Annotated in this window: 21 protein-coding genes; 7 read left to right on the forward strand and 14 right to left on the reverse strand. The window is 74.4% G+C overall.

Going from position 1 to position 20470, the window contains the following annotated elements:
- Positions 1–132: 132 nt before the first annotated feature.
- Positions 133–519 (forward strand): VOC family protein, encoded by a 387-nt coding sequence (locus BLS43_RS00685; protein ID WP_093074935.1) that lies wholly within the window; start codon positions 133–135, stop codon positions 517–519.
- Position 520: 1 nt separating this feature from the next.
- Here BLS43_RS00685 and BLS43_RS00690 read toward each other — a convergent pair whose 3' ends face one another.
- Positions 521–1294: an enoyl-CoA hydratase gene (locus tag BLS43_RS00690; RefSeq protein ID WP_093074938.1), complete on the reverse strand. Its 774-nt coding sequence runs from the start codon at positions 1292–1294 to the stop codon at positions 521–523.
- A gap of 140 nt (positions 1295–1434) precedes the next feature.
- Between BLS43_RS00690 and BLS43_RS00695 the strand changes: the two genes are divergently transcribed.
- The gene (locus BLS43_RS00695; RefSeq protein WP_218129660.1) at positions 1435–2073 is read left to right on the forward strand and encodes a PaaI family thioesterase; all 639 of its coding nucleotides are present in this window, start codon (positions 1435–1437) and stop codon (positions 2071–2073) included.
- 14 nt (positions 2074–2087) lie between these two features.
- Here BLS43_RS00695 and BLS43_RS00700 read toward each other — a convergent pair whose 3' ends face one another.
- Both BLS43_RS00700 and BLS43_RS00705 read right to left on the reverse strand, forming a co-directional pair.
- Positions 2088–3569 (reverse strand): class I adenylate-forming enzyme family protein, encoded by a 1482-nt coding sequence (locus BLS43_RS00700; RefSeq protein ID WP_093074941.1) that lies wholly within the window; start codon positions 3567–3569, stop codon positions 2088–2090.
- Between the two features lie 12 nt (positions 3570–3581).
- Positions 3582–3893 (reverse strand): hypothetical protein, encoded by a 312-nt coding sequence (locus BLS43_RS00705; protein WP_093074944.1) that lies wholly within the window; start codon positions 3891–3893, stop codon positions 3582–3584.
- A 315-nt stretch (positions 3894–4208) separates the two neighbouring features.
- Between BLS43_RS00705 and BLS43_RS00710 the strand changes: the two genes are divergently transcribed.
- Complete coding sequence (locus tag BLS43_RS00710) at positions 4209–4697, forward strand: beta-class carbonic anhydrase (protein WP_093074947.1); 489 nt, start codon at positions 4209–4211, stop codon at positions 4695–4697.
- Between the two features lie 24 nt (positions 4698–4721).
- Here BLS43_RS00710 and BLS43_RS00715 read toward each other — a convergent pair whose 3' ends face one another.
- A complete protein-coding gene (locus BLS43_RS00715) occupies positions 4722–5042 on the reverse strand; it encodes a DUF4235 domain-containing protein (protein WP_093074950.1) in 321 nt (106 codons plus the stop codon).
- 178 nt (positions 5043–5220) lie between these two features.
- Positions 5221–5622: a hypothetical protein gene (locus BLS43_RS00720; RefSeq protein ID WP_093074953.1), complete on the reverse strand. Its 402-nt coding sequence runs from the start codon at positions 5620–5622 to the stop codon at positions 5221–5223.
- A gap of 85 nt (positions 5623–5707) precedes the next feature.
- On the opposite strand from BLS43_RS00720, the gene BLS43_RS00725 reads away from it, so the two are divergent.
- Positions 5708–6649, forward strand: a complete 942-nt coding sequence (locus tag BLS43_RS00725; RefSeq protein ID WP_093074956.1) for a DNA polymerase domain-containing protein — start codon at positions 5708–5710, stop codon at positions 6647–6649.
- Positions 6650–6721: 72 nt separating this feature from the next.
- Here the strand turns inward: BLS43_RS00725 and BLS43_RS00730 are convergent, their stop codons facing one another.
- The 3 genes from BLS43_RS00730 to BLS43_RS30785 form a co-directional block, all read right to left on the reverse strand.
- Positions 6722–7567, reverse strand: coding sequence for a choice-of-anchor P family protein (locus tag BLS43_RS00730; protein WP_093074959.1), 846 nt, complete (start codon positions 7565–7567; stop codon positions 6722–6724).
- 13 nt (positions 7568–7580) lie between these two features.
- Positions 7581–8456 carry a L,D-transpeptidase gene (locus BLS43_RS00735; protein WP_143029904.1) on the reverse strand — a complete coding sequence of 292 codons (876 nt, stop codon included), beginning with the start codon at positions 8454–8456 and terminating at the stop codon, positions 7581–7583.
- 300 nt (positions 8457–8756) lie between these two features.
- Complete coding sequence (locus tag BLS43_RS30785; protein ID WP_093074965.1) at positions 8757–9176, reverse strand: DUF1707 SHOCT-like domain-containing protein; 420 nt, start codon at positions 9174–9176, stop codon at positions 8757–8759.
- Positions 9177–9363: 187 nt separating this feature from the next.
- Between BLS43_RS30785 and BLS43_RS00745 the strand changes: the two genes are divergently transcribed.
- On the forward strand, positions 9364–10494 hold the full coding sequence (locus BLS43_RS00745; protein ID WP_245707222.1) for a sensor histidine kinase: 1131 nt from the start codon (positions 9364–9366) through the stop codon (positions 10492–10494).
- Positions 10491–11153: a response regulator transcription factor gene (locus tag BLS43_RS00750; RefSeq protein ID WP_093074968.1), complete on the forward strand. Its 663-nt coding sequence runs from the start codon at positions 10491–10493 to the stop codon at positions 11151–11153. The genes BLS43_RS00745 and BLS43_RS00750 overlap by 4 nt, the downstream gene beginning before the upstream one ends.
- A 13-nt stretch (positions 11154–11166) precedes the next feature.
- Here the strand turns inward: BLS43_RS00750 and BLS43_RS00755 are convergent, their stop codons facing one another.
- From BLS43_RS00755 to BLS43_RS00775, 5 genes are all read right to left on the reverse strand, one after another.
- Positions 11167–11916, reverse strand: coding sequence for an amino acid kinase family protein (locus tag BLS43_RS00755; protein ID WP_093074971.1), 750 nt, complete (start codon positions 11914–11916; stop codon positions 11167–11169).
- Entirely contained in the window at positions 11913–12725 is an 813-nt protein-coding gene (locus BLS43_RS00760) for an amino acid kinase family protein (protein WP_093074974.1), read from the reverse strand. Before BLS43_RS00760 ends, BLS43_RS00755 begins: the two co-directional genes overlap by 4 nt.
- A 227-nt stretch (positions 12726–12952) precedes the next feature.
- Positions 12953–14143, reverse strand: a complete 1191-nt coding sequence (locus tag BLS43_RS00765) for a cysteine desulfurase-like protein (protein WP_093074977.1) — start codon at positions 14141–14143, stop codon at positions 12953–12955.
- A gap of 4 nt (positions 14144–14147) precedes the next feature.
- Positions 14148–15419, reverse strand: a complete 1272-nt coding sequence (locus BLS43_RS00770; RefSeq protein WP_093074980.1) for an MFS transporter — start codon at positions 15417–15419, stop codon at positions 14148–14150.
- 42 nt (positions 15420–15461) lie between these two features.
- Positions 15462–17435 (reverse strand): chorismate-binding protein, encoded by a 1974-nt coding sequence (locus BLS43_RS00775; RefSeq protein WP_143029905.1) that lies wholly within the window; start codon positions 17433–17435, stop codon positions 15462–15464.
- Between the two features lie 229 nt (positions 17436–17664).
- On the opposite strand from BLS43_RS00775, the gene BLS43_RS00780 reads away from it, so the two are divergent.
- Positions 17665–18900: a L,D-transpeptidase gene (locus tag BLS43_RS00780; RefSeq protein ID WP_245707223.1), complete on the forward strand. Its 1236-nt coding sequence runs from the start codon at positions 17665–17667 to the stop codon at positions 18898–18900.
- Here BLS43_RS00780 and BLS43_RS00785 read toward each other — a convergent pair whose 3' ends face one another.
- Positions 18901–20463: an AMP-binding protein gene (locus BLS43_RS00785; RefSeq protein WP_245707224.1), complete on the reverse strand. Its 1563-nt coding sequence runs from the start codon at positions 20461–20463 to the stop codon at positions 18901–18903.
- Between the last annotated feature and the right edge of the window lie 7 nt (positions 20464–20470).

Below are 20470 nucleotides of genomic sequence, written 5' to 3' on the forward strand. Positions count from 1 at the left end.
TTAACGAATCGGTAACCGGTTATGCGACGGATTCCAGGAGCGATTCCGCTCGCATTCTCGGACATTCCGTGGCCCTTCCGTCACCCTCCGAAATCGCCGAGATCGGCGGGCGGGAGCGGTAGGGTCCGGCGCATGGTCGTCCGCCTCAGCGTCACCGCCCTGGACACGCGCGATCCGGTGGGCCTGGCCCGCTTCTACTCCGCCCTGACGGGCTGGCCGATCCGACCGGACGACGATGCGGGGGCCGGGGAGACGGACCCGCCGGACTGGGTCGAGCTGGACGCCGGTGGGGCGGCCACGATCGCGTGCCAGCTCTCCCGGGGCCACGTCCCGCCCGTCTGGCCCGGGGACGAGCACCCGCAGCAGGTCCACCTGGACTTCGCGGTCGCGGACCTCGACGAGGGCGAGGCCTTCGTCCTGGGGCTGGGTGCGCGCAAGCACGACATCCAGCCGGACGCCGGCTGGCGGGTCTTCCTCGACCCCGCGGGCCACCCCTTCTGCCTGGTCACGGAGAAGTGAGTCAGAGCTGAGCGCGGTTGCGCGCCATCACGGCCCGGCGCCGCTCCTCGAGCGCGGCCATGTCCGTCCGCCCGGAGCGGGCGATGGCGGTCTCGGTCGCGAGCGCCGCGAGCACCGGCGCCCCCGAGCCCTCGACGTACATCCGCTTGACGTCCGCCACGACGTCCGCGGGCGGCTCGGCGGCCGCGGTGGCCAGCTCGACGGCCCGGTCGAGCAACCGCCCGTGCGCCACGACCTCGGTGACCAGGCCGATCCGGGCGGCCTCGGCGGCGTCGAGCACCTCACCGGTCAGCGACATCCGCCGGGCCCGGCCCATCCCCACCAGGGACGGCAGCCGCGCCGTCATCCCGCCGCCGGGCCGCACGCCGACCCTGGTGTGGGTGTCGGCGAACACGGCCCGCTCGGAGGCGACCAGGAAGTCGCAGCCCAGCGCCAGCTCGAGGCCACCGGTGAACGCGGCGCCGTTGACCGCGCCGACGATCGGCGTGCGCATCAGACCGGTCTGCTCGATCACCGGGCTGTCGCGGTGTCGGCGGAAGTAGGCCTCACCCTCGGCCGCGGCCTGCTTGAGGTCGACCCCCGCGCAGAAGGCCGGGTCCGCCCCGGTCAGCACGACGGCGCGCACCGGCTCGGCCGCGTCCGCCGCGACCAACGCCGCGTACAGCGCGACGATCAGGTCCCCGCTCAACGCGTTGCGGGCCGCGGGCCGGTTCATCGTGATGATCCGCACCGCGCCCCGGTCCTCGACCAGCACCACGTCGTTCGGCGCGCTCACCCGTTGTCCCCCTCGGTTCGGTCGGCGTCGTCACGGTCCGCGTCGTCACGTTCCGCGTCGTCTCGGTCGGCGGCCCACTCCACTGTGACGTGTCCGGGCCGGATGTCGTGGTGTCGGGGCGGGCGGGGTAGAACCGACCGGTGAGTACTCCCGACACCGATCTCGACGCGCAGTCCGGTCTCAGCCTGCTGTGGGCGGACCGGGACGCCGCACCACCCGAGGTGCCGGCGGGCTTCCTGGCGATGGTCGAGACCATGCGTGAGCTGCAGGACCGGCTCACCGCCGCCGCGCCGCCCGCCGAGGTGGTGGCGGAGGTGACCGAGGCGCTGCGCAGCGTGGCGGACCGCCTGGGCGAGTACGAGGTCGACGAGCGGAAGCAGCTCGCCGGGCACCTGCACCACCTGCCGGGCCGCGGCCAGGCCCTGGTCCCGCCGCTGGTGGTGACCGACGGGGACGAGCAGAGCTCTCGCGGCCACGTCACCTTCGGCCGCTTCCACCTGGGCGCCAACGGCGCGGTGCACGGTGGGGCCCTGCCGCTGGTGTTCGACGACCTGCTCGGCAGGCTCGCCAACACGGGCGACCGCGTCCCGGCCCGCACGGCCTACCTGCGGGTGGACTACCGCTCGATCACGCCGATCGACCGGGAGCTGCAGGTCCGCGGGTGGTTCGACCGCGAGGAGGGCCGCAAGCGGTACCTGCGGGGCACGATCCACGCCGGTGACGTGCTGTGCGCGGAGGCCGACGCCCTCTTCGTCGCCCTGCGCCCCGGCCAGCCGTAGGCCCCGGGTCCCGGTCACCGCGCGAGCCCGGCGACCACGTCCCGGCGCACCAGCTTGCCCGTCGGAGTGCGCGGCAGCTCCGCCCAGGCGACGATCCGGTCGGGGGTCTTCGCGCCGCGCAGCGACCCGCGGACGGTGGCGCGCAGGGCCTCCAGCGCCTCCGCGTCGAGGTCGACGCCGCGCCGCGGCACCACGACCGCCTCGATCCGCTGGCCCCACTCTTCGTCCGGCACCCCGACGACGACGGCGTCGGCCACGTCCGGGTGGCGCTGCAGGACGTCCTCGATCTCGGCCGGGGCGATGTTCTCCGCGCCGCGGATGATCGTGTCGTCCACCCGGCCCTCGAGGAACAGGTAGCCCTCCGCGTCCAGCCTGCCGCGGTCGCGGGTGTGGAACCAGCCGTCGGCGTCGAGCGAGGAGCCGGACCCGCCGCCCGCGTACGCCGTGGACACCTGCTCCCCGCGGACCCAGACGTGGCCGGAGGTGCCCGCGGGCAGCGGGGTGTCGTCGTCGGCCCGGACCTGGATCTCGACGCCCGGCACCGCCCGGCCCGCCGAGGACAGCCGCTCACCCCCGGCGCGGTGGTCCTCCGGGCCGAGCACGGTGATCGTCGAGCTGGTCTCGGTGAGGCCGTAGGCGTTGACGAAGTCGACCGCGGGCCACTCGCGCAGTGCCTGCTCCACGACCCGCCGCGGCATGGCGGCGCCGCCGTAGGCCAACGACCGCAGCGAGGGGACGGACCGGTCGAGTCCCGGCTCGTCCATGATCCGGGCGAGCATGGTGGGGACCACCATCGCGTTCGTGACGCCCTGGTCCCGCACCGTCTCGACCCAGTCCTGCGGCGTGAACGCCTCCAGGACGATCACCCGGCGGCCCGCGTAGAGGTTCGTGAGCGCGTTGGAGACGGCGGCGATGTGGTAGGGCGGCACGCTCATCAGCGCCGCGTCGTCCTCGGCGGCGGCGCCGTACTCGACCGTGCCGAGCACGTAGGACACGAGGTTGGCGTGCGTCAGCACCACGCCCTTCGGCGCGCTCGTGGTGCCGCTGGTGTAGATGACGACCGCGGCCGAGTCGGGGTCGACCTCGCGCGGCTCGACCGCGTGGGGGGCGGGCGTCCGCGTCTGCTGCAGGAACTCCTCCGGCGTGCGCGCGGTCAGGCCCGCGCGCTCGATCGCGGCCCGCTGCCGCTCGTCCGCCACGACCAGCGCCCGCGGGTGGTTCCCGACGAGGTGGTCGAGCTGCTCGGCGCCCAGCCGGTAGTTCACCGGGACCAGCGGCACACCCGCCAGGCCCGCGGCGAACAGCGCGACGGGGAACGCGGGGGTGTTCACCGCGAGGTGGAGGATCGCGTCCGCGCCCTCGGCCTCGACCAGCGCGGCCCCCGCGCTCGCCCTGGCACGCAGCGCCTGCGCCGTCAGGCCCGCCTCCCGGGTCCCGACGACGACCCGGTCGCCGAACCCGTCGGCGGCCATGTCCAGCAGCACGGTGATGTTCACGGGTCCGCCCGCTCAGTCGGAGGCGGGGAGCGGCTTGGCGTCCTTGAGTGGCACCGGGACGCCGCCGATCGCGAGCGTCCCGCTGCCCGGCTTCGTGCAGAGCAGCTCCACCCCGTGCTCCTCCGAGGCGTACCGCTTGCCCATCACCGTGCCCGCCTGCTGCGCGGGATCGGCGGGGTGAGACGTCCCGGCCTCAGGCCCCCTGGCGTCCACCATCGGCGCCCCGCCGCAGGTCACGTCCAGATCCTCGGCTCCCCACCGCACCACGATCACCGTGGTCTGGTCGGTGGTGCTGGCCAGGGTGGCCCCTACACGCGGCTTCATCGCGGCGCCTCTCCGTCCGGTCCCGGCTGGGTGCCGTCACTATAGATCAAACGTTCGTTAAGTGGGGAAGGGCGGGCCGGCGGTGAACGCTTGCCGCCGAACGGCGGAGTGCGGTTCACTGATGCCGTGATGCGCATGCGGCTCCAGTTCTTCTGGCCGAGCCGCCGCGTGTGCGAGTTCGACGAGTTCTGTCTCCCGGCCGCGTAGCCGCCGCGCCCCTTCCTGCGTCGATCCCGCGTCTGCGCGGCCGTCCCGACACGCATCCCCGTTTCGAGGACCTCGTTCGACCACGTTCGACCACGCCAGGAGACACCCATGTCCGTCACGGACGACCTGCTCGCGAACAACGCCCGCTACGCCGAGTCCTTCTCCGGCCCGCTGCCCCTGCCGCCCGCCCGGAAGGTCGCCGTGGTGGCCTGCATGGACGCCCGGCTCGACGTCTACCGCATCCTCGGCCTCCAGGAGGGGGACGCGCACGTCATCCGCAACGCGGGCGGCGTCGTCACCGAGGACGAGATCCGCTCGCTGGCCATCAGCCAGCGGCTGCTGGGCACCGAGGAGATCATCCTCATCCACCACACCGACTGCGGCATGGTGACCTTCACCGACGACGACTTCAAGACGTCCATCCTCGAGGACACCGGCCTGCGGCCCGCCTGGGCGGCCGAGGCGTTCCCCGACGCGGACGAGGACGTCCGGCAGTCCCTCGCCCGCATCCGGGCCAACCCGTTCGTCCCCCGGAAGGACTCGGTGCGCGGCTTCGTGTTCGACGTCGCCACCGGGAAGCTCAACGAGGTCGTCTGACCGCCCGTCGACTCCCCCGCGCGGTCAGCGGCCGCCCGCGCGGGGCTTGTCGACGAACCGGTGGTAGGCCTTCATGCCGTACCGGTCCACGGCCGTGCGGATGAGGCCGAAGAGGGCGCCCTGGATGGTGGCCGCGAGCAACACCTCGCGGGTGCCGTAGGCGCGCGAGAGCGCCTGCGGGGTGTGCGGCTCCTTGGAGATCTGCTTCCAGACCAGCCCGAACACCTGGCTCGCCACGGCGCCGCCGACGATCCCGGAGATGATCCCGACGGGCTTGTAGGCCAGCTTCAACGCACCCGGCAGGTCGTCACCGATCTCGGGGTCCTTGTCCTGCTTGTCGCTCATGCCCTCACCTACCCGGGGCGCGGAACCGTCAATCGCACGGCAGGATCGCGCTGCGTACCCGGTGATCCACGCTTCGGGAGGGCGGCGGTCGAGACGCGACCGTCCCGCTCCCCGGCTGCGGATCACCGGCTGCGGATCACCGGCTGCGGATCACCGGCTGCGGATCACCGGCTGCGGATCACCGGCTGCGGATCGACGACCGGGCGGCCGGGGAGGCCGGCAGACCCCGGTGTGGGGTGCCACGGACCGAGCACCACAGGGTGGGCAGCTCGCGGGCCTCGGCGGTGCGGGCCCGGGCGGAGCACTTCTCCCCGTACAGCCTGCGCACCGCCCGCTTCGCCGAGCGCTGGGCCGAGCGGACCAGCTCGCTCGCCTCACCGGCGCCCTGGAGCACCGCGACGTAGGCGTAGCGGCGCCGCCTGCCCCGGCCCTCCCGCCAGGCGGGCAGCCACTCCAGCTCGGCCACGACCGGGCGGGTCGGGTCGCCGTTCAGCGCCCGGGTCAGCGCCGCCTCCAGAACGTGCGGGTCGATCCCCGACGGCGCCTTCACCTGCAGCAACGCGAGACAGGGCGCGTGCATGTCTTCCTCCCCCAGGGCCGGTGTCCCCGACGCTGCCTGCTCAACGCCCGCTCCCACAGTCGCACAGTCCGGGCATGATGCCCACATGAGTGGCACGCACGAACGGGCGGGGGTGGCGCTGTCCAGCCTCGACTCCCCCGTGCTCGACGGCGACCCGGCGACGAAGGGCGATCTCGTCGACTATCTCGACGCCGTCGCGGACCGGATGCTGCCGGTGCTGGCCAGGCGACCGTTGACCGTCACGAGGGTGCGGCCCGGACAGGAGCCCTTCGTCCAGAAGAACCTGCCGAAGTACACCCCGGACTGGGTGGAGTCGACCACCATCCGCTCGCAGACCGGCCGCGAGGTCCGCTACGCCCTGTGCGACGACCGCCGCACCCTGCTGTGGTTCGCCAACCAGCGGGCCGTCGAGTACCACCCGGGCCTGTTCACCGTGGACGACCACGCCGCGACCCAGCTCGTCCTCGACCTCGATCCGCCCGAGGGCGCCGGTTTCGAGGCGGTGGTCGCGGTGGCGCACCTGGTGCGCGAGGCCCTCGGCACGCTGCGGGGCGCGGTGAAGACCAGCGGCTCCAAGGGCGTGCACATCGTGGTCCCGCTGGTGCCCACCGGATGGGAGGACGCCGCGGCCGCCACCCGGGCCCTCGCCGCCCGAGCGGCCGCGCTCGACCCGACGATCGCGACGACGGCGTTCGTCAAGGAGGAGCGGGAGGGCAAGGTGTTCGTCGACTCCACCCGGTCGGGGGGCGCGACGGTCGTCGCCGCCTACAGCCCGCGGGTGCGGCCGGGTCTGCCGGTGTCCTTCCCCCTGGAGTGGTCCGAGTTGGACTCGGCGTCCCCCGGCGACTTCACCATCGCGACGGCCCCGGCCCTGCTCGCCGACCGTCCGACATGGACGGCCCTGCTGCCGGAGCCGCAGACCCTGCCCGCGGACGTCGTCGCCGAGGGGCACGAGATCCCCGTCGCCCGGGTGCAGGCGATGCACGAGGGCAAACGCCGCAAGCGGGAGGCCCGACGGCAGCGCTGACGGGCACCGGGCGGACGGCACTGAACGGGGCCGGGACCGCCCCCCACGCGGTCCCGGCCCCGAGCCGGGGGCTCAGCCCGTGACGGGCAGGCTGTGTTCGACGATCACCGGCGCGGGCGCCTCCTCGCGGTGCGCGGCGGGCACGGCGGGGGCCTCCTCGTGCTCCTCGTGGTCGTCCGCGGCGGGTTGCTCCGGCGCGGGTGCGTCGAAGGAGCAGATCGCGGTCCCGATCGTCACGGTGAGGACGCCGCCGCTGCCGCCACCCAGGGCGTCGACCAGATCGCCGACGGTCGAGATCAGCGGCACCTTGGCCAGGTCGACCCCGAACGCCTTGAGCAGGTCCGGCACTGCGGCGAGCTCGGCGCCGTCGAGCTTCTCGGCCTTCGGCTTCGCCGACGGCAGCACCGTGATCTTCAGCCCCTCGACTTTGAGCGCCCCGTCGGCCACGGTGTGCTTGTTCAGCTCGAGCTTGAGCAGGGGCGACACGTCGAGCGTGGTGGGCGGCTGGTCGGCGGAGAACGGGACCCCGAGGATCCGGCCGTTGACGATGCTCAGGCCGCCCTCGTCGCCGTCGCACCAGGTGGTCACGGCGTCCGCGGTGACGAGCTTGAGCACGTCCAGCTTCGCGACGGTCGCCTCGGCCTTGTTCCCCTCGGCCTCGGCGGTGACCAGCGCGGACCGGATGCCGCCACCGAGCCCGGGCAGCACGCCGAGCGAGGCCAGCTCCTGGTAGTCGTGCTTGCCGTCCCGGGACTCGGCGTACGGCGTGGGGCTGATGCTCACGACCCCGCCGACGGTCAGCAGCGAGGCCGAGGACCGCTCGTCGGTGCCCGCGGCCGCGACGGCGGAACCGAGCACGAACACCGTGGCGGCGGTGGCGGCACCCACGGCCACCGCGCCGAACTTGTGGGTCTTCACGTGGGGGTCCCTCTCAGGAGTTGTCGATCATGACGAGCGTGCCCAGGGGCACCGTGGACAGCTGCCGGAGCGCGTCCGCGGGCACCCGGATGCAGCCGTCGCTGGAGGCCTGGCCGAACACGTCGGCCGTCGGCCAGGTATGGATCGCGACGGTCCCCGGACCGCCGCCGAAGGTGTCGTGCGTGGGGCTGTGCGTGCCCAGCGGCAGGATCACCGGGGAGAACCTCTGCTTCGCGTCGGTGAACGCGCCCAGCAGGAAGGTGCGGCCGGTCGGGGTGGGCGCGGACTCCTTGCCGATGCCGACCGTCCACTGTGCCTGCTGGACGCCGTCCCGGAAGAGCGCCAGCGTGCGCGAGCCGAGGTGCACCTCGATGCGGTACGGCGTGGTCTTGATGTCGAGGTCCGCCGTGGACAGCCAGCCGGTCGAGGACTCCGGCCGGGACGGCAGCAGCACCCGCACCCAGTCGCCCTGCTGCTCGACCACGGGCAGCCAGGTGTCGCCGATCTGGGTCACCGGCATGCGGGCGATCGGGGTGCCGTCGGGGGCGTCGTGCACGACGGTCTCGCGGACCGGGTGCGCGACGCGGCCGTCGGTCGCCCGGTCGGGGGCCGGGTCGGGCGCGGCTCCCGGGAGGGTGGTGTAGGTCGTGCTCTCCGGCAGCGTCGCGGGGTCGACGGCGACGGGGGCCGCGGCGCCGGGCTCGGCGGCGGCGACCGGCGCGGCCCCGCCGTCGGCGGCGGGCGACGGCGCGCCGCCGACCAGCATCCCCACGCCCAGGACCAGCGCGAGGACGGCGACGACACCGATCACGGCCCAGCCGACGAGGCCGGTCCGGGACGGCCGTCGGGCGGCCCGACGGGTGCGGGGCGGGAGGGTGTGGTTGGCCATCAGGCCCACCACGACCGGTTGCGGACGGGGGCCGTGCGGCGGGGGGCGACCGACTCTGCGTGCACGTTCACCAGAACGAGGGGTCCCCGATGAGGTGACGGTGCGTTCCGCCTTGATCGCGGTCGGTCGCGACCAGTGGCGTGACTCACGCGCTGGACGGCGGTGTCTCACCGCCCGTCGGACCGCACGTCCATTCGGCGCAGTGACGCAGCGCAGTCAAACGCCCGAAAGCGGTCACTCCCGGTACACGACGAACGGCGCGTTCGCTCACACCTGGTGAGCCGACGCGCCGTTCGCCGGTCAGGGACGGGCGGGGCGGGGCCCGGAGTCCCGCGGGCTCCGGCGGGTGGCCCACCAGTAGTGCCCGGCGAGGCTCGCCGCGATCCAGAACACCGGCCCCGCGGGCCAGAAGAACGGGACCGGCCCGACGAGCCACCGCAGCAGCAGGAGCAGCGCGAACGCGGCCCCGATCCCGGCGTGGATCAGCAGCCTGCGCCGGGCCTGCGGGCTCAGCGTCCCGCGGCGCGGCACCGCGGGCGGGGGCGGCTCGGGCAGGTCCGCGGTCAGCGGCGCGAGGTCCGCCCCCACCCTGGCCTCGTACACGGCGCGCTGGCGCTCGTCGGCCTCCTCCAGGGTGAGGCGGCCCTCGGCGGCGGCGTCCCGGATGCGGACGGCGACGCTCTCCCGCTCGGCGTCGGAGATGCGGATGTGGTCGTTCACGGTGTCCCCCTTCGGCGATGTACCACCACGATGGCGCGCCGCCGGGCGGGCCGCGTCGGACCAGGGGAGCGAGCCGGCCTGCCCCGTCGGGACACCCCCGGACGTCCGGCGTACTCCCCCGGGAGTAGGCCGCCGGTCCCCCGCGAGCCGACGCGGCGGGGCCCGTCGCCACTCTAGGGTTGCCGCCGTGGACTGGTTCCGGGAACGCGCCTGGCGCGGGGTGGGGCACACGCTGCTGCTCCCCCTGGTGTGGATCCCGGTCGCGCTGGTCGCGGCGCGCAACATCCCGCAGTGGGTGCCGCTGCAGCGCCCGCTCGACGCCCTCGGGGTCGTCCTGATCGTCCTGGGCCCACTGTTCCTGCTGGTCAGGCATGCGCTGCCGCGGGAGGTGCTGGTCGGGTGCGCGGTCGTGCTGCTCGCCTACCTCGGTCTCGGGTACGCGTTCGGACCGGTGGTGGTGCCGTCGCTGATCGCGCTGGCGGCGGCGATCCAGGCGGGGCACCGGCGGTTCGCGTACGGCGTGACCGTCGCGACGGTCGGGCTGGGCCTGCTCCTGCAGGCGACGACCCGCGGCGGGGTGGTCTCGTGGGAGGGCACGGCCCTGCTGCTCGCGTGGCTCGCCGCCTACGTCGCCGGGTGCGAGCTGTGGCGGGCCCGCACCGAGCGGCTGGCCCAGGCCCGGGCCGCGCGCGAGGAGACGGCGCGCAGGCAGGCGGGCGAGGAGCGGCTGCGGATCGCCCGCGAGCTGCACGACCTGCTCGGCCACCACGTCTCGCTGATCAACGTGCAGGCGGGCGTCGCGCTGTACCTGATGGACTCCGACCCGGAGCAGGCGCGCGGGGCGCTCGCCACGATCAAGCAGTCGAGCGGGGAGCTGCTGCGCGAGATGCGCGCCACGCTCGGCGTGCTGCGCGGGGTGGACGAGGAGCCGCCGCGGGCGCCGACCGCCGGGCTGGCCGTGCTGGGCGGGCTGGTCGCGGACAACGAGGCTGCGGGCCTGTCCGTCGAGTCCGTGGTGGACGACGTCGACCTCCCGGCGGGCGTCGACCTGGCGGCGTACCGCATCGTGCAGGAGTCCCTGACGAACGTCCGCAGGCACGCGGGCGCCACCCGAGCCACCGTGCGGATCACCGCCGAGCCGGGCGCGCTGCGCATCCTCGTCGAGGACGACGGGCGCGGCGCCGCGGGCGGGCCCCCCGGCAACGGGCTCGCGGGGATGCGGGAACGGGCCGCGGCCCTGGGTGGGACGCTGGTCCACGGCCCCGCCCCCGGCGGCGGATTCCGCGTCGAGGCGCGGTTACCCCTGGAGGACGCATGATCCGCGTGGTGCTCGCCGACGACCAGGCGCTGGTCCGGGCGGGGTTCCGGGCGCTGCTCGGGTCGGCCGCCGACCTGGAGGTCGTCGGCGAGGCCGAGGACGGGGACGCCGCGGTCCGGGTCTGCCGCGAGACCACGCCGGACGTCGTGCTGATGGACATCCGGATGCCCGGGCGCGACGGGCTGGCCGCGACCCGGGACATCACCGCGGACCCGCGGCTGGCAGGCACCCGGGTCGTGGTCCTGACCACCTTCGCCGAGGACGCCTACATCTTCGACGCCCTGCGCGCCGGGGCCAGCGGGTTCCTGGTCAAGGACACCGACCCGGCCGAGCTGCTGCACGCCGTCCGGGTGGTGCACGGCGGCGAGGCCCTGCTCTCCCCCACCGTGACCAGACGCCTGGTGGCCGAGTTCGCCCAGCGGTCCCGCCCCGCCGCCCCGGACGCCCGCCTCGACCTGCTCACCGACCGCGAGCGCGAGGTCCTGGCCCTGGTCGCGAGGGGGCTGTCCAACGACGAGATCGCCCAGCGGCTGGTGGTCAGCCCGGCGACGGCGAAGACCCACGTGAGCCGCTCGATGATCAAGCTGGGGGCGCGGGACCGCGCCCAGATCGTCGTCCTCGCCTACGAGACCGGCCTCGTCCAGCCCGGCTGGCGCTAGCGTCCCGAGCCGATCAGGCGTGGACGAGGGTGCCGGTGTCCTTGTCCGCCAACGCGTCGGTGAGCGCCCCGCGGGACAGCCCGTCGACGATCCGGAACTCCCGCACGTGCTTCGCGGTGCCGAGCAGCTCGCGGGCCAGGTCGTCGACCGGCAGCCCGGTGGTGGACGCCGGGACCCGACCGCCCGGCCCGGCGCCGTCCTTCACGAACACCAGCCGCCGCGCGCCGAAGGCGTCCGCGAGCAGGACCGCGCCCGCGTCCGTCCGGTGCTGCGGGAGCCTGCCGACGGCGGGCGGGAACTCGCTCGTGCCGTAGGGCGGGTAGCCGTTGGACACCACGGCGGGCCCGGCCACGAGGTGCGCGGCCAGCTGCCGGGCCACGGTGCCGTGGGGCACGTAGGACACCCCGTCCTCGGCCAGCAGCGCCGCGATCAGGTGCCCGTTCTGCTCCGCCTCGGTGGCGGCCAGCTCGGACAGCGCGCCCGTGGGCAGCCCCAGGTCCAGCCCGACCCCCATCGCGTGCCGCGCCCGGATGCCCGCCCCGGTCAGGATCAGCATCTTGCGCTCGCCGAACCGGGCCCGCAGCTCCTCGACGACCGGCAGGACGGCCTCCCGCCCGCGGTCGATGATCGCGGTCCCGCCCAGCACGACGACGTCGAGCCACGGCAGCAGCCTGCGCACCGGCTGCGCCGCGGCGGGCCGGACGAGCTCGCGGTCCAGCAGCGTCTGCCGGGCCAACAGCGAGGGGATGTCCTTACTGCTCATCGCGCACCTGCCGTGATGATCGTGCCGACGTGCTCGCCGTTGACCGCGCGGGTGAGCAGGCCGGGCTTGAGCCCGTTGACGATCTGGATCTCCCGGACGAACCGGGCGTGGCGCATGAGGTCCAGCACCGGCCGCTCGACGACGAGGTCCGGCAGGTCCCGCGCGATCAGCTCGTCCACGGTGATCTCCGGGATGAACTCGGCCGCCGGGTCGGTCTTGGGGTTCGCGGTGTACAGGCCGTCCTCGTCCTTGACGAAGATCATCGACTTGCAGCCGTAGGTCTCCGCGACGAGGTAGCAGCCCGCGTCCGTGCGGTAGGGCGGGATGACGCCCTCGGCCGGGACGCGCTGCCACATGTCGTAGGGCGGCATGCCGGCGAACACCGCGGCACCCACCTCGGCGACCTTGAGCGGCAGCGAGGCCATCGCGCCGCCCGCGACGACCGGGATGCCGTACTTGGCGAGCAGGTGCCCGAGCATGGTCGCGTTCTGCCCCGCGACCGCGGACCCGATGTCCGACAGCACGCCCGTCGGCATGCCGAGCTCGGCGGCGAGGGCGTAGGCGTGCCGGGCGCGGGTGCCGCCGCCGGTGCCGATCAGCAGCTGGTGCTGCTCACGCGCTGCCAGGAGCTCGGTGATCAGCGGGTGGACGGCCGCACGCCCGCGGTCGATGAAGCTCTGCCCGCCGATCTTGAGGACGTGCGCGTCGGGCAGGATCCGGGTCTGCGGTGCGGCCTCGCTCGCCGCGAGCAGCTCCGGGTCGTCGAGGCTGCGGCTGAGCAGGAGCTCGCCGAGCGCCGCGGTGGTCATACGTACCCCCAGGTCGGCGGCCCGTCCGAGGTGACGTGCCGACGGCGAACCTAGCGACCCCGCCCGCCCGCGCGCCAACCGCCACCGACCCCGCCCGCCGCGCTCGCGCCGTGATCGCGGACTCCGCTCCGCCCGCCCGTCCGCACCCGCGCACCCAGCCCCGGTGTTGTGTTCCCCGTCACCGTGCGCGGCGATGGTCGCTCCAGCGACCGTCGCCGCGCACGAGGTCAGAGCTGCAGGAAGTCGCGCAGGCCCGCGAGCAACCGTTCGACGTCCTCGGCGCAGGTGTAGGGCGCGAGGCCGACGCGCAGCCCGCCGGTGTCCCCCAGGCCCAGCCGCCTGCTCGCCTCCAGGGCGTAGAACGAGCTGGCCGGGGCGTTGACCCGGCGGTCGGCGAGGTAGCGGTAGGCGTCCGCGGGGCGGTCGAGCTGCAGCAGCAGGGTCGGGGTGCGGTGGGCGGCGCGCGAGCGGACCACCACGCCGGGCAGCTCCGCCAGGCCCGCCTCCAGCCGCGCCCGCAGCGGGTCCTCGTGCGCCTCGATCGCGCCCATGGTCTCGACCAGCGCGGCGCGCCGGTCGGCCGTCGAGCCGCAGATCCCGGCGAGGAAGTCGACGGCCGCGGTCGTGCCCGCGAGCAGCTCGTACGGCAGGGTGCCCAGCTCGAACCGCTCCGGCACCGCGTCCGAGCTGGGCAGCAGCTTGGCCGGGCGCAGCTCCTCGAGCAGCTCGGGGCGGGCCGCGAGCACGCCCAGGTGCGGCCCGCAGAACTTGTACGGCGAGCAGGCGTAGACGTCCGCGCCGAGCTCGGCCACGGAGATCGCCGCGTGCGAGGTGAGGTGCACGCCGTCGACCACCGTCACCGCTCCGACGGCGTGCGCGGCGTCGGCGATCGCTCGGACCGGCGGCCGCGTCCCGACCAGGTTGGACGCGCCCGTCACGGCGACGAGCCGGGTCCGCGGGGACAGCACCGTGGCGACGTCGTCGAGCTCCGTGGTGTCCGGGTCGAAGTCCAGCCACCGGACCGTCGCGCCGACCGACTCGGCGGCCAGCACCCAGGGTCGGATGTTGGCGTCGTGGTCCAGCCGGGTCACGACGACCTCGTCCCCCGGCCCCCACGTCCCGGCCAGCGTGCGGGCCAGGTCGAACAGCAGCGCGGTGGTGCTGCGCCCGAACACGATCCCGCGCGGGTCGGCGTCGAGCAGGTCCGCCATGGCCGCCCGCGCCCGCAGCACGATCCCGTCGGCGTGCTTCTCCGCCTCGGTGACGCTCCCGCGGTTGGCGATCGGGCTGGTCATCGCGTCGGCGACCGCCTGCGCGACGACGGCCGGGGTCTGCGAGCCGCCCGGTCCGTCGAAGTGGGCGGTCCCGGCGGCGAGGGCGGGGAACTGCGCTCGGAGGGCGGCGACGTCGTAGCTCACCGGTTCACCGTAGGACGGACCCCTTCGTCTCGGGCAGGGTGAGGATGGTCAGGAACGCCACGACGGCACCCGCGGCGACGTACCAGAAGAAGGCGCCGCCCAACCACTGGATCATCAACGGGGCGGTGCCGCCGAACACCGCGACGGTGAGGTTGTACCAGGCGCCGATCCCCAGCCCGCGAACCTCGGTGGGGAACAGCTCGCTCATGATCGCCGGGGCCAGCGAGGTCATCATCGTGTAGAGCCCCAGGCCCACGCCGAACACCACGAGCAGCCCCCAGAAGGCGGGCCCGACCAGGGTGGACAGCGGCACGACCAGGATCGCGGTGGCCCCCGACCAGAACAGCAGCTGCGGCTTGCGGCCGATCCGGTCCGAGAGCGCGCCCATCGGGTACTGCAGCAGGACGAACAGCAGCGTCGCGATGCTCAGCGCCAGGAACACGTCGAACGGGTCGGCGCCACGCGAGCGCGTCGCGTACGGGGTGAGCGCGGAGAAGAAGGTGTAGTAGCAGAGCGTCGAGAGCAGGGTGAAGCCGAACAGCTGCCCGACGGCCCTCGGGTGCTCCCGCAGCGTGACGAGCAGCGGGTTCCTGATCTTCTGTGCGGCGGACTTGTTGGCCTCGAACTGGTCGGTCTCCGGCATCGCGCGGCGCAGCCACAGCCCCAGCAGCCCGAGGATCCCGCCGAGCACGAACGGGACCCGCCAGCCCCAGCTCGCCAGCGCGTCGTCGGACAGCGTCCCGGCGAGCACCACCCCCAGCACCGACGCGATCAGCACGGCGGTCCCGGTGGAGATGTAGAAGAAGGACGAGTAGCGCCCGCGGTGGCGCGGCGGTGCGATCTCGCCGAGGTAGGCGCTGGCGTTGGACACCTCGCCGCCCAGCGACATGCCCTGCGCGATCCGGGCGAGCAGCAGCAGGACCGGGGCGAGCCAGCCGACCATCGAGAACGTGGGCAGGGCGGCGATCACGAGCGAGCCGCCCGCCATCAGCAGGATGGTGACCATCATGGCCGTCCGGCGGCCCCGCAGGTCGGCGAAGCGCCCGAGCAGGAACCCGCCGAGCGGGCGGAAGAAGAAGGCCAGCGCGTAGGTGGCGAGGGTGCTGATCAGCGCCAGGGTGGCGTTCTCGGGCGGGAAGATCTGGGTCGCGAAGTAGATGCTGAACGTCGCGTAGATCGTCCAGTCGTACCACTCGATGGCGTTCCCGATGGACGCCGCGACGAGCGTCCGGACCGGGAGCCGGTGTCGGGTCGTGACCTCGGTGTCCTGCGCCATCACGCGAGGGTAGATCGCCCGGACGGGTGACGCAGGGTGAGCTCAGCGGGCCGGCCAGGCGGCGACCTGGACCCCCGTCTCGTCGCGCAGGGCGCAGGCAGGCAGGGCGTCCCGGAGCGCGTTGGTCAGGACGACGCTCTCGGCGCGCGCGAGGGCGTCCAGCGTCAGGACCGCCGGGTGGGCGTCCGGACGGTCGTCGAGGAAGGCGGTGCGGGCGGTGCCCGCCAGGATCCGCCCGTCGAGCGGCGGGGTGATCCACACGCCGTCGACCAGGGCGAAGACCGAGTGCCGGGTGGTCTCGAGCACCCGGCCGCCCGCGTCGACGAGCAGCGGGACCTCCCCCGGCCCGACCTGCGCCTCGTGCGCCTCCAGCCAGGCCCGGTCGGCCGCCTTGTGCGGGTAGGTGTGGGTGCTGCGGCGGACCCGCAGCACGGGTGCGGGCGGCGGGGCGCCCAGCGGGGCGCTCGTGATCCGGAGTGCTCCGCCCCCGACGTCCCCGACCTCGGTGCCGTCGGTGCCGTCGGTGCCGTCGGTGACCTCGCTGACCTCGCTGACGTCCATGCGCAGCCGGTGCCTGCCGACGAGCGGAGCCGCCGCCTTGAGCACGGCGCCCGCCACGTCCGCCTCCAGGGTGGTGCCGGTCAGCTCGAACCAGGACCGCCGCACCCGCCCGACGTGCTCCGCCAGCCGCCGCGGCCGCCCGTCCACCACGAGGATCGTCTCGAAGAGCGCGACCGGCCGGCCCGAGGTGTCGGACTCGCGGGCGGTGGTGTCGGACCCGCGGGGCTGCGGGGTGCGGGCGAGGGTGCGCAGGAGCGGGCCCGCCTTCGTCAGGCACTCCGCGTACTCCTCGGCCGGGGTGGAGTCCACGGTGACACCGCCGCCGACGCCGAGGCGGGTCGCGCCGGACGGGGCGATCTCCAGGGTGCGGATCGCGACCGCCAGCTCGAGGCCCGCGAGCGGGCTCGCGTAGCCGAGGGCGCCGGTGAACAGGCCGCGGCGGGTCGGTTCGAGCCGCTCGATCAGCTCCACCGCGCGGATCTTCGGGGTGCCGGTGACCGACCCGGGCGGGAGGGTGGCGGCGAGGAGGTCGGCGTCGTCGTACCCGGGGGCGAGGGTGCCCTCGACCTCGGACACCAGGTGCCAGACGCCGGCGTGCGGCTCGATCGCGCGCAGCCGCGGGACCGTGACGCCGGTGCAGACCCGGGACAGGTCGTTGCGCATCAGGTCGACGATCATCACGTTCTCGGCCGCGTCCTTCGCGGACGCCGCGAGCCGCGCGCGGTCGCCCGCGTCGTCGGCCCCGGTGCGCGGCCGGGTGCCCTTGATCGGCGCGGTCCGGACCCGGCGGCCCGCACGGTGCAGGAACAGCTCGGGGCTCGCGCTCACCGCCGCGCCCGCCGCCCCGACGACGAGCCCCGCGCGGGCGGGGGCGTGCGCCTCGACCAGCCGCGCCCACGCCTCGACGGGGCTGCCGTGCAGGTGCAGGTCGAGGTGGACGGCGATGTTCGCCTGGTAGATCTCGCCGCGGCGGACGGCCCGGACGCACTCCTCGACCGCGATGCAGTGCGCCGTGCGGTCCGGCAGGCCCAGGACCTCCAGCTCGGCCCGGCCGGGTGCCGGCGCGCGCCCGAGGTCCGCCACCAGCGCGGCGCAGCGGGCTTCCGGGTCCGGGAGCCCGGGGCCGACGAGCGCCTCGTAGTGCCACTCGCCGTCGTACCGCAGGACGTCCGGGTAGAAGGCCATGTCCGGCAGGCCGTGGAACGACACGGTGCCGAACCATCCGCCCCCGACCCGCGCGTCCCCACCCCCGAGGACCGGCGTCGCGGGCCAGACCAGGTCGGTCGGGACCGGGTCGCACGTCAGCAGGGCGCCCGCGGACCAGGCCCCCGACCAGGCCGTCAGACGCTCGCGGTGGCCGAGGCGCCGGGCCGCCGCGGCGGGCGTGAGGTCCGGCGGGACGGCCCCGCGCAGGGACCACGCCACCGCACGGACGGGTCCGGCGGGTCGGGTCACCGGAGGAGCATGCCCGGCGGGCCGCGCGGGAGGAAGCGGAGGGGGCACACCTCACGCCGTCACCCGCGGAGCCCGGCCGCCACGCTCCGAATCGGACACGCCGGGCACACCACCTGCGCCGACCGGGTGATTCCCACGATCGCGACGCAATCGCAATCCGCTTCGGGTTCACGCCGTCACCCTGCGTCGGCATGATGATCGTGGGGTTGGTGTGACGCGAGGGGGAATCGTGAAGTCCGTGCAGTGGCGTACCGCGCGGCGGTTGCTGGCCGGTGCGGTGACCGTCGGGCTGGCGGGCGCGCTGGTCGCGGCGGGGGTCACCGCCACGAACGGCACCCCGGCCACCGCCGGGACCACGCACGAGGAGGCCGCCGCCGCACCCGCGGCCCCGGCCCCGGTCGTCGCGGTGGCGACCCTGCAGCCACAGCCGGGCACGGCGGACGTCCACCCGCTCGGCGCCGCCCGGGCGAGCGCGTCCGCGGGCACCTTGTCGGACGTCGCGCTCACCGACTCCGACGGCGGCACCCTCCCCGGCGGCTACTCCCCCGACCGGACACAGTGGACGGCCACCGCCCCGCTGGCCTACGGCGAGACCTACACCTGGTCCGGCGCGCTCACCGCGCCCGACGGCGCCGTCACCCCGCTGACCGGCTCGTTCGGCACCGTGCGGCCCACCAAGTACGTCAAGGGCACCCTGAACATCGACGACGGCGCGACCGTCGGCGTGGCGGCGCCGGTGATCGTCCGGTTCGACCGGGACCTCCCGCCCGCGGCGAAGGCCGAGATCGAGCGCGGCCTGAGCGTGCAGACCTCCACCCCCGTCGAGGGCGCCTGGGCCTGGCTGCCGGACGACTGGGGCGGCTCTCGCGTGCACTGGCGGCCGAAGGAGTACTGGCCGGTCGGCACCCAGGTCACGGTGAGCATCCCGCTGTACGGCAAGGACCTCGGCGTCGGGTACGGGCGCGCGGACCTCACCACGCACTTCACCATCGGCCGCAGCCAGATCGTGAAGGCGGACGAGGACAGCCACCGGATCGTCGTGATCCGGGACGGCCAGCAGGTCATGGACCTGCCCGCGAGCTACGGCCTGGAGACCGACCCGCGCCGGGTCACCCGCAACGGCACACACATCGTGATGGCCAAGTCCGAGAAGGTGCTCATGTCCAACCCGGACTACGGCTACGTGAACCAGCCGGAGTACTGGGCGGTGCGGATCTCCAACAACGGCGAGTTCATCCACGCCAACCCCGCGTCCGTCGGGTCGCAGGGCAGGCGGAACGTCTCGCACGGCTGCATCAACCTGTCCACCGCGAACGCGAAGGCCTACTTCGACACCGCGATGTACGGGGACCCGGTCGAGGTCACCGGCAGCAGCGTCCCGCTGTCCGCCGCCGACGGGGACGTCTACGACTGGGCGGTCCCGTGGGACCAGTGGAAGGCCATGAGCGCGCTCTCGGTCTCGTAGCTAGATCCGCTTCTCCCTGCCCGCCCAGGCCTGCTCGCGCAGCACGAACTTCTGGATCTTGCCGGTCGAGGTCTTGGGCAGCTCCCCGAACGTGACGGTCTTCGGGGCCTTGAACCGGGCCAGCCGACCCCGCACGTGCTCGCGGATCTCCTCCTCGGTGGCCGTCGCGCCCTCCTGCAGCGTCACGTACGCCGCGGGGACCTCGCCCCAGCGGTCGTCCGGAACCGCGATGACGGCCGCCTCCAGCACCGCGGGGTGGTCCATGATCGCCTGCTCCACCTCGACCGACGCGATGTTCTCGCCGCCGGAGATGATCACGTCCTTGGACCGGTCCCGGAGCTCCACGTAGCCGTCCGGGTGCACGACGCCGATGTCCCCGGTCCGGAACCAGCCGTCCGGCACGGCGGCCGCGGTGGCCTCCGGGTCGTCGAGGTAGCCGAGCATGAGGTTGTTGCCGCGCAACGCGATCTGGCCCGTGGTGACGCCGTCGGCGGGCACGTCGCCGCCGTCCTCGGCCACCACCCGCGGCACCACGGAGATCATGTTCCCGACGCCCTGGCGGGCCTTGAGCCGCGCCTGCGCCTCCCCGTCCGCGGAGTCCCACTCGGGGCGCCAGTCGCAGATCATCGCCGGCCCGTAGGTCTCGGTCAGCCCGTAGAGATGGGTGACGTCGAACCCCAGCTCCGCCATCCGCCGCAGGATGGCGGGCGACGGCGGCGCCCCGCCCGTCGCGATCCGGACGGTGTGCTCCAGCGGGGCGGCGCCGGCCGCGTAGGCGATCATCGAGAGCACCGTGGGCGCCCCGTTCAGGTGCGTGACGCCCTCCTCGCGCAGCAGCCGCCAGATCTCCGGCGGGTCCACCTTGGGTAGGCAGACGTGCGTCGCGGCGGCCGCGGTGACCGCCCACGGGAACGTCCAGCCGTTGCAGTGGAACATCGGCAGCGTCCACAGGTGCACGCTCGACGGCGTCAGCCCGGTGTGTCCCACCATCGCGACGGCCTGCAGGAACGCGCCGCGGTGGTGGTACATCACGCCCTTCGGGCGGCCCGTCGTCCCGGACGTGTAGTTGATCGACAGCAGCGCCCGCTCGTCCGCCGGGGTCAGGTGCAGCGGCTCGGCCCCGGCCAGCAGCGCCTCGTACTGCTCCCCCGCCCGGATCCGGTGCGGCGGGGAGTCCAGCTGCGCGAGCGCCTCGTCCACCAGGGCGTCGAACGACGGGTCGTGGATCAGCACCGAGGACTTCGAGTGCTCCAGGATGTAGGCCACCTCGCCGACGGAGAGCCGGGTGTTCACCGCGACCAGCGGCACCCCCGCCCACGGCACCCCGAAGTTCGCCTCGAGCAGCACGTGGGTGTTCGGCGCGAGCACGGCCACGGGCCTGCGCCCGGCCAACGGCGCGAGCCCGCCCGCGAGGCGGGTGCAGCGCTCGTGCAGCTCGGCGTAGGTCCAGCGCCGGTCCCCGTCCACGACCCCGACCCGGTCCCCGTGCGAGGCCGCGGCACGGTCCAGGTACGACGTGGGGGTCAGGGGCTCGTAGGAGAACGAGTCAGGTGCATCGATCACCTGCTCA

It is taken from the genome of Pseudonocardia oroxyli (genome assembly GCF_900102195.1).
GTDB classification, from domain to species: Bacteria; Actinomycetota; Actinomycetes; order Mycobacteriales; family Pseudonocardiaceae; genus Pseudonocardia; species Pseudonocardia oroxyli.

Coding starts and splice junctions, on each gene's coding strand:
- BLS43_RS00710 (WP_093074947.1), top strand. CDS start 4,209: ATGTCCGTCACGGACGACCTGCTCGCGAACAACGCCCGCTACGCCGAG.
- BLS43_RS00685 (WP_093074935.1), top strand. CDS start 133: ATGGTCGTCCGCCTCAGCGTCACCGCCCTGGACACGCGCGATCCGGTG.
- BLS43_RS00770 (WP_093074980.1), bottom strand. CDS start 15,419: ATGGCGCAGGACACCGAGGTCACGACCCGACACCGGCTCCCGGTCCGG.
- BLS43_RS00715 (WP_093074950.1), bottom strand. CDS start 5,042: ATGAGCGACAAGCAGGACAAGGACCCCGAGATCGGTGACGACCTGCCG.
- BLS43_RS00760 (WP_093074974.1), bottom strand. CDS start 12,725: ATGACCACCGCGGCGCTCGGCGAGCTCCTGCTCAGCCGCAGCCTCGAC.
- BLS43_RS00725 (WP_093074956.1), top strand. CDS start 5,708: ATGAGTGGCACGCACGAACGGGCGGGGGTGGCGCTGTCCAGCCTCGAC.
- BLS43_RS00755 (WP_093074971.1), bottom strand. CDS start 11,916: ATGAGCAGTAAGGACATCCCCTCGCTGTTGGCCCGGCAGACGCTGCTG.
- BLS43_RS00705 (WP_093074944.1), bottom strand. CDS start 3,893: ATGAAGCCGCGTGTAGGGGCCACCCTGGCCAGCACCACCGACCAGACC.
- BLS43_RS00735 (WP_143029904.1), bottom strand. CDS start 8,456: ATGGCCAACCACACCCTCCCGCCCCGCACCCGTCGGGCCGCCCGACGG.
- BLS43_RS00750 (WP_093074968.1), top strand. CDS start 10,491: ATGATCCGCGTGGTGCTCGCCGACGACCAGGCGCTGGTCCGGGCGGGG.
- BLS43_RS00720 (WP_093074953.1), bottom strand. CDS start 5,622: ATGCACGCGCCCTGTCTCGCGTTGCTGCAGGTGAAGGCGCCGTCGGGG.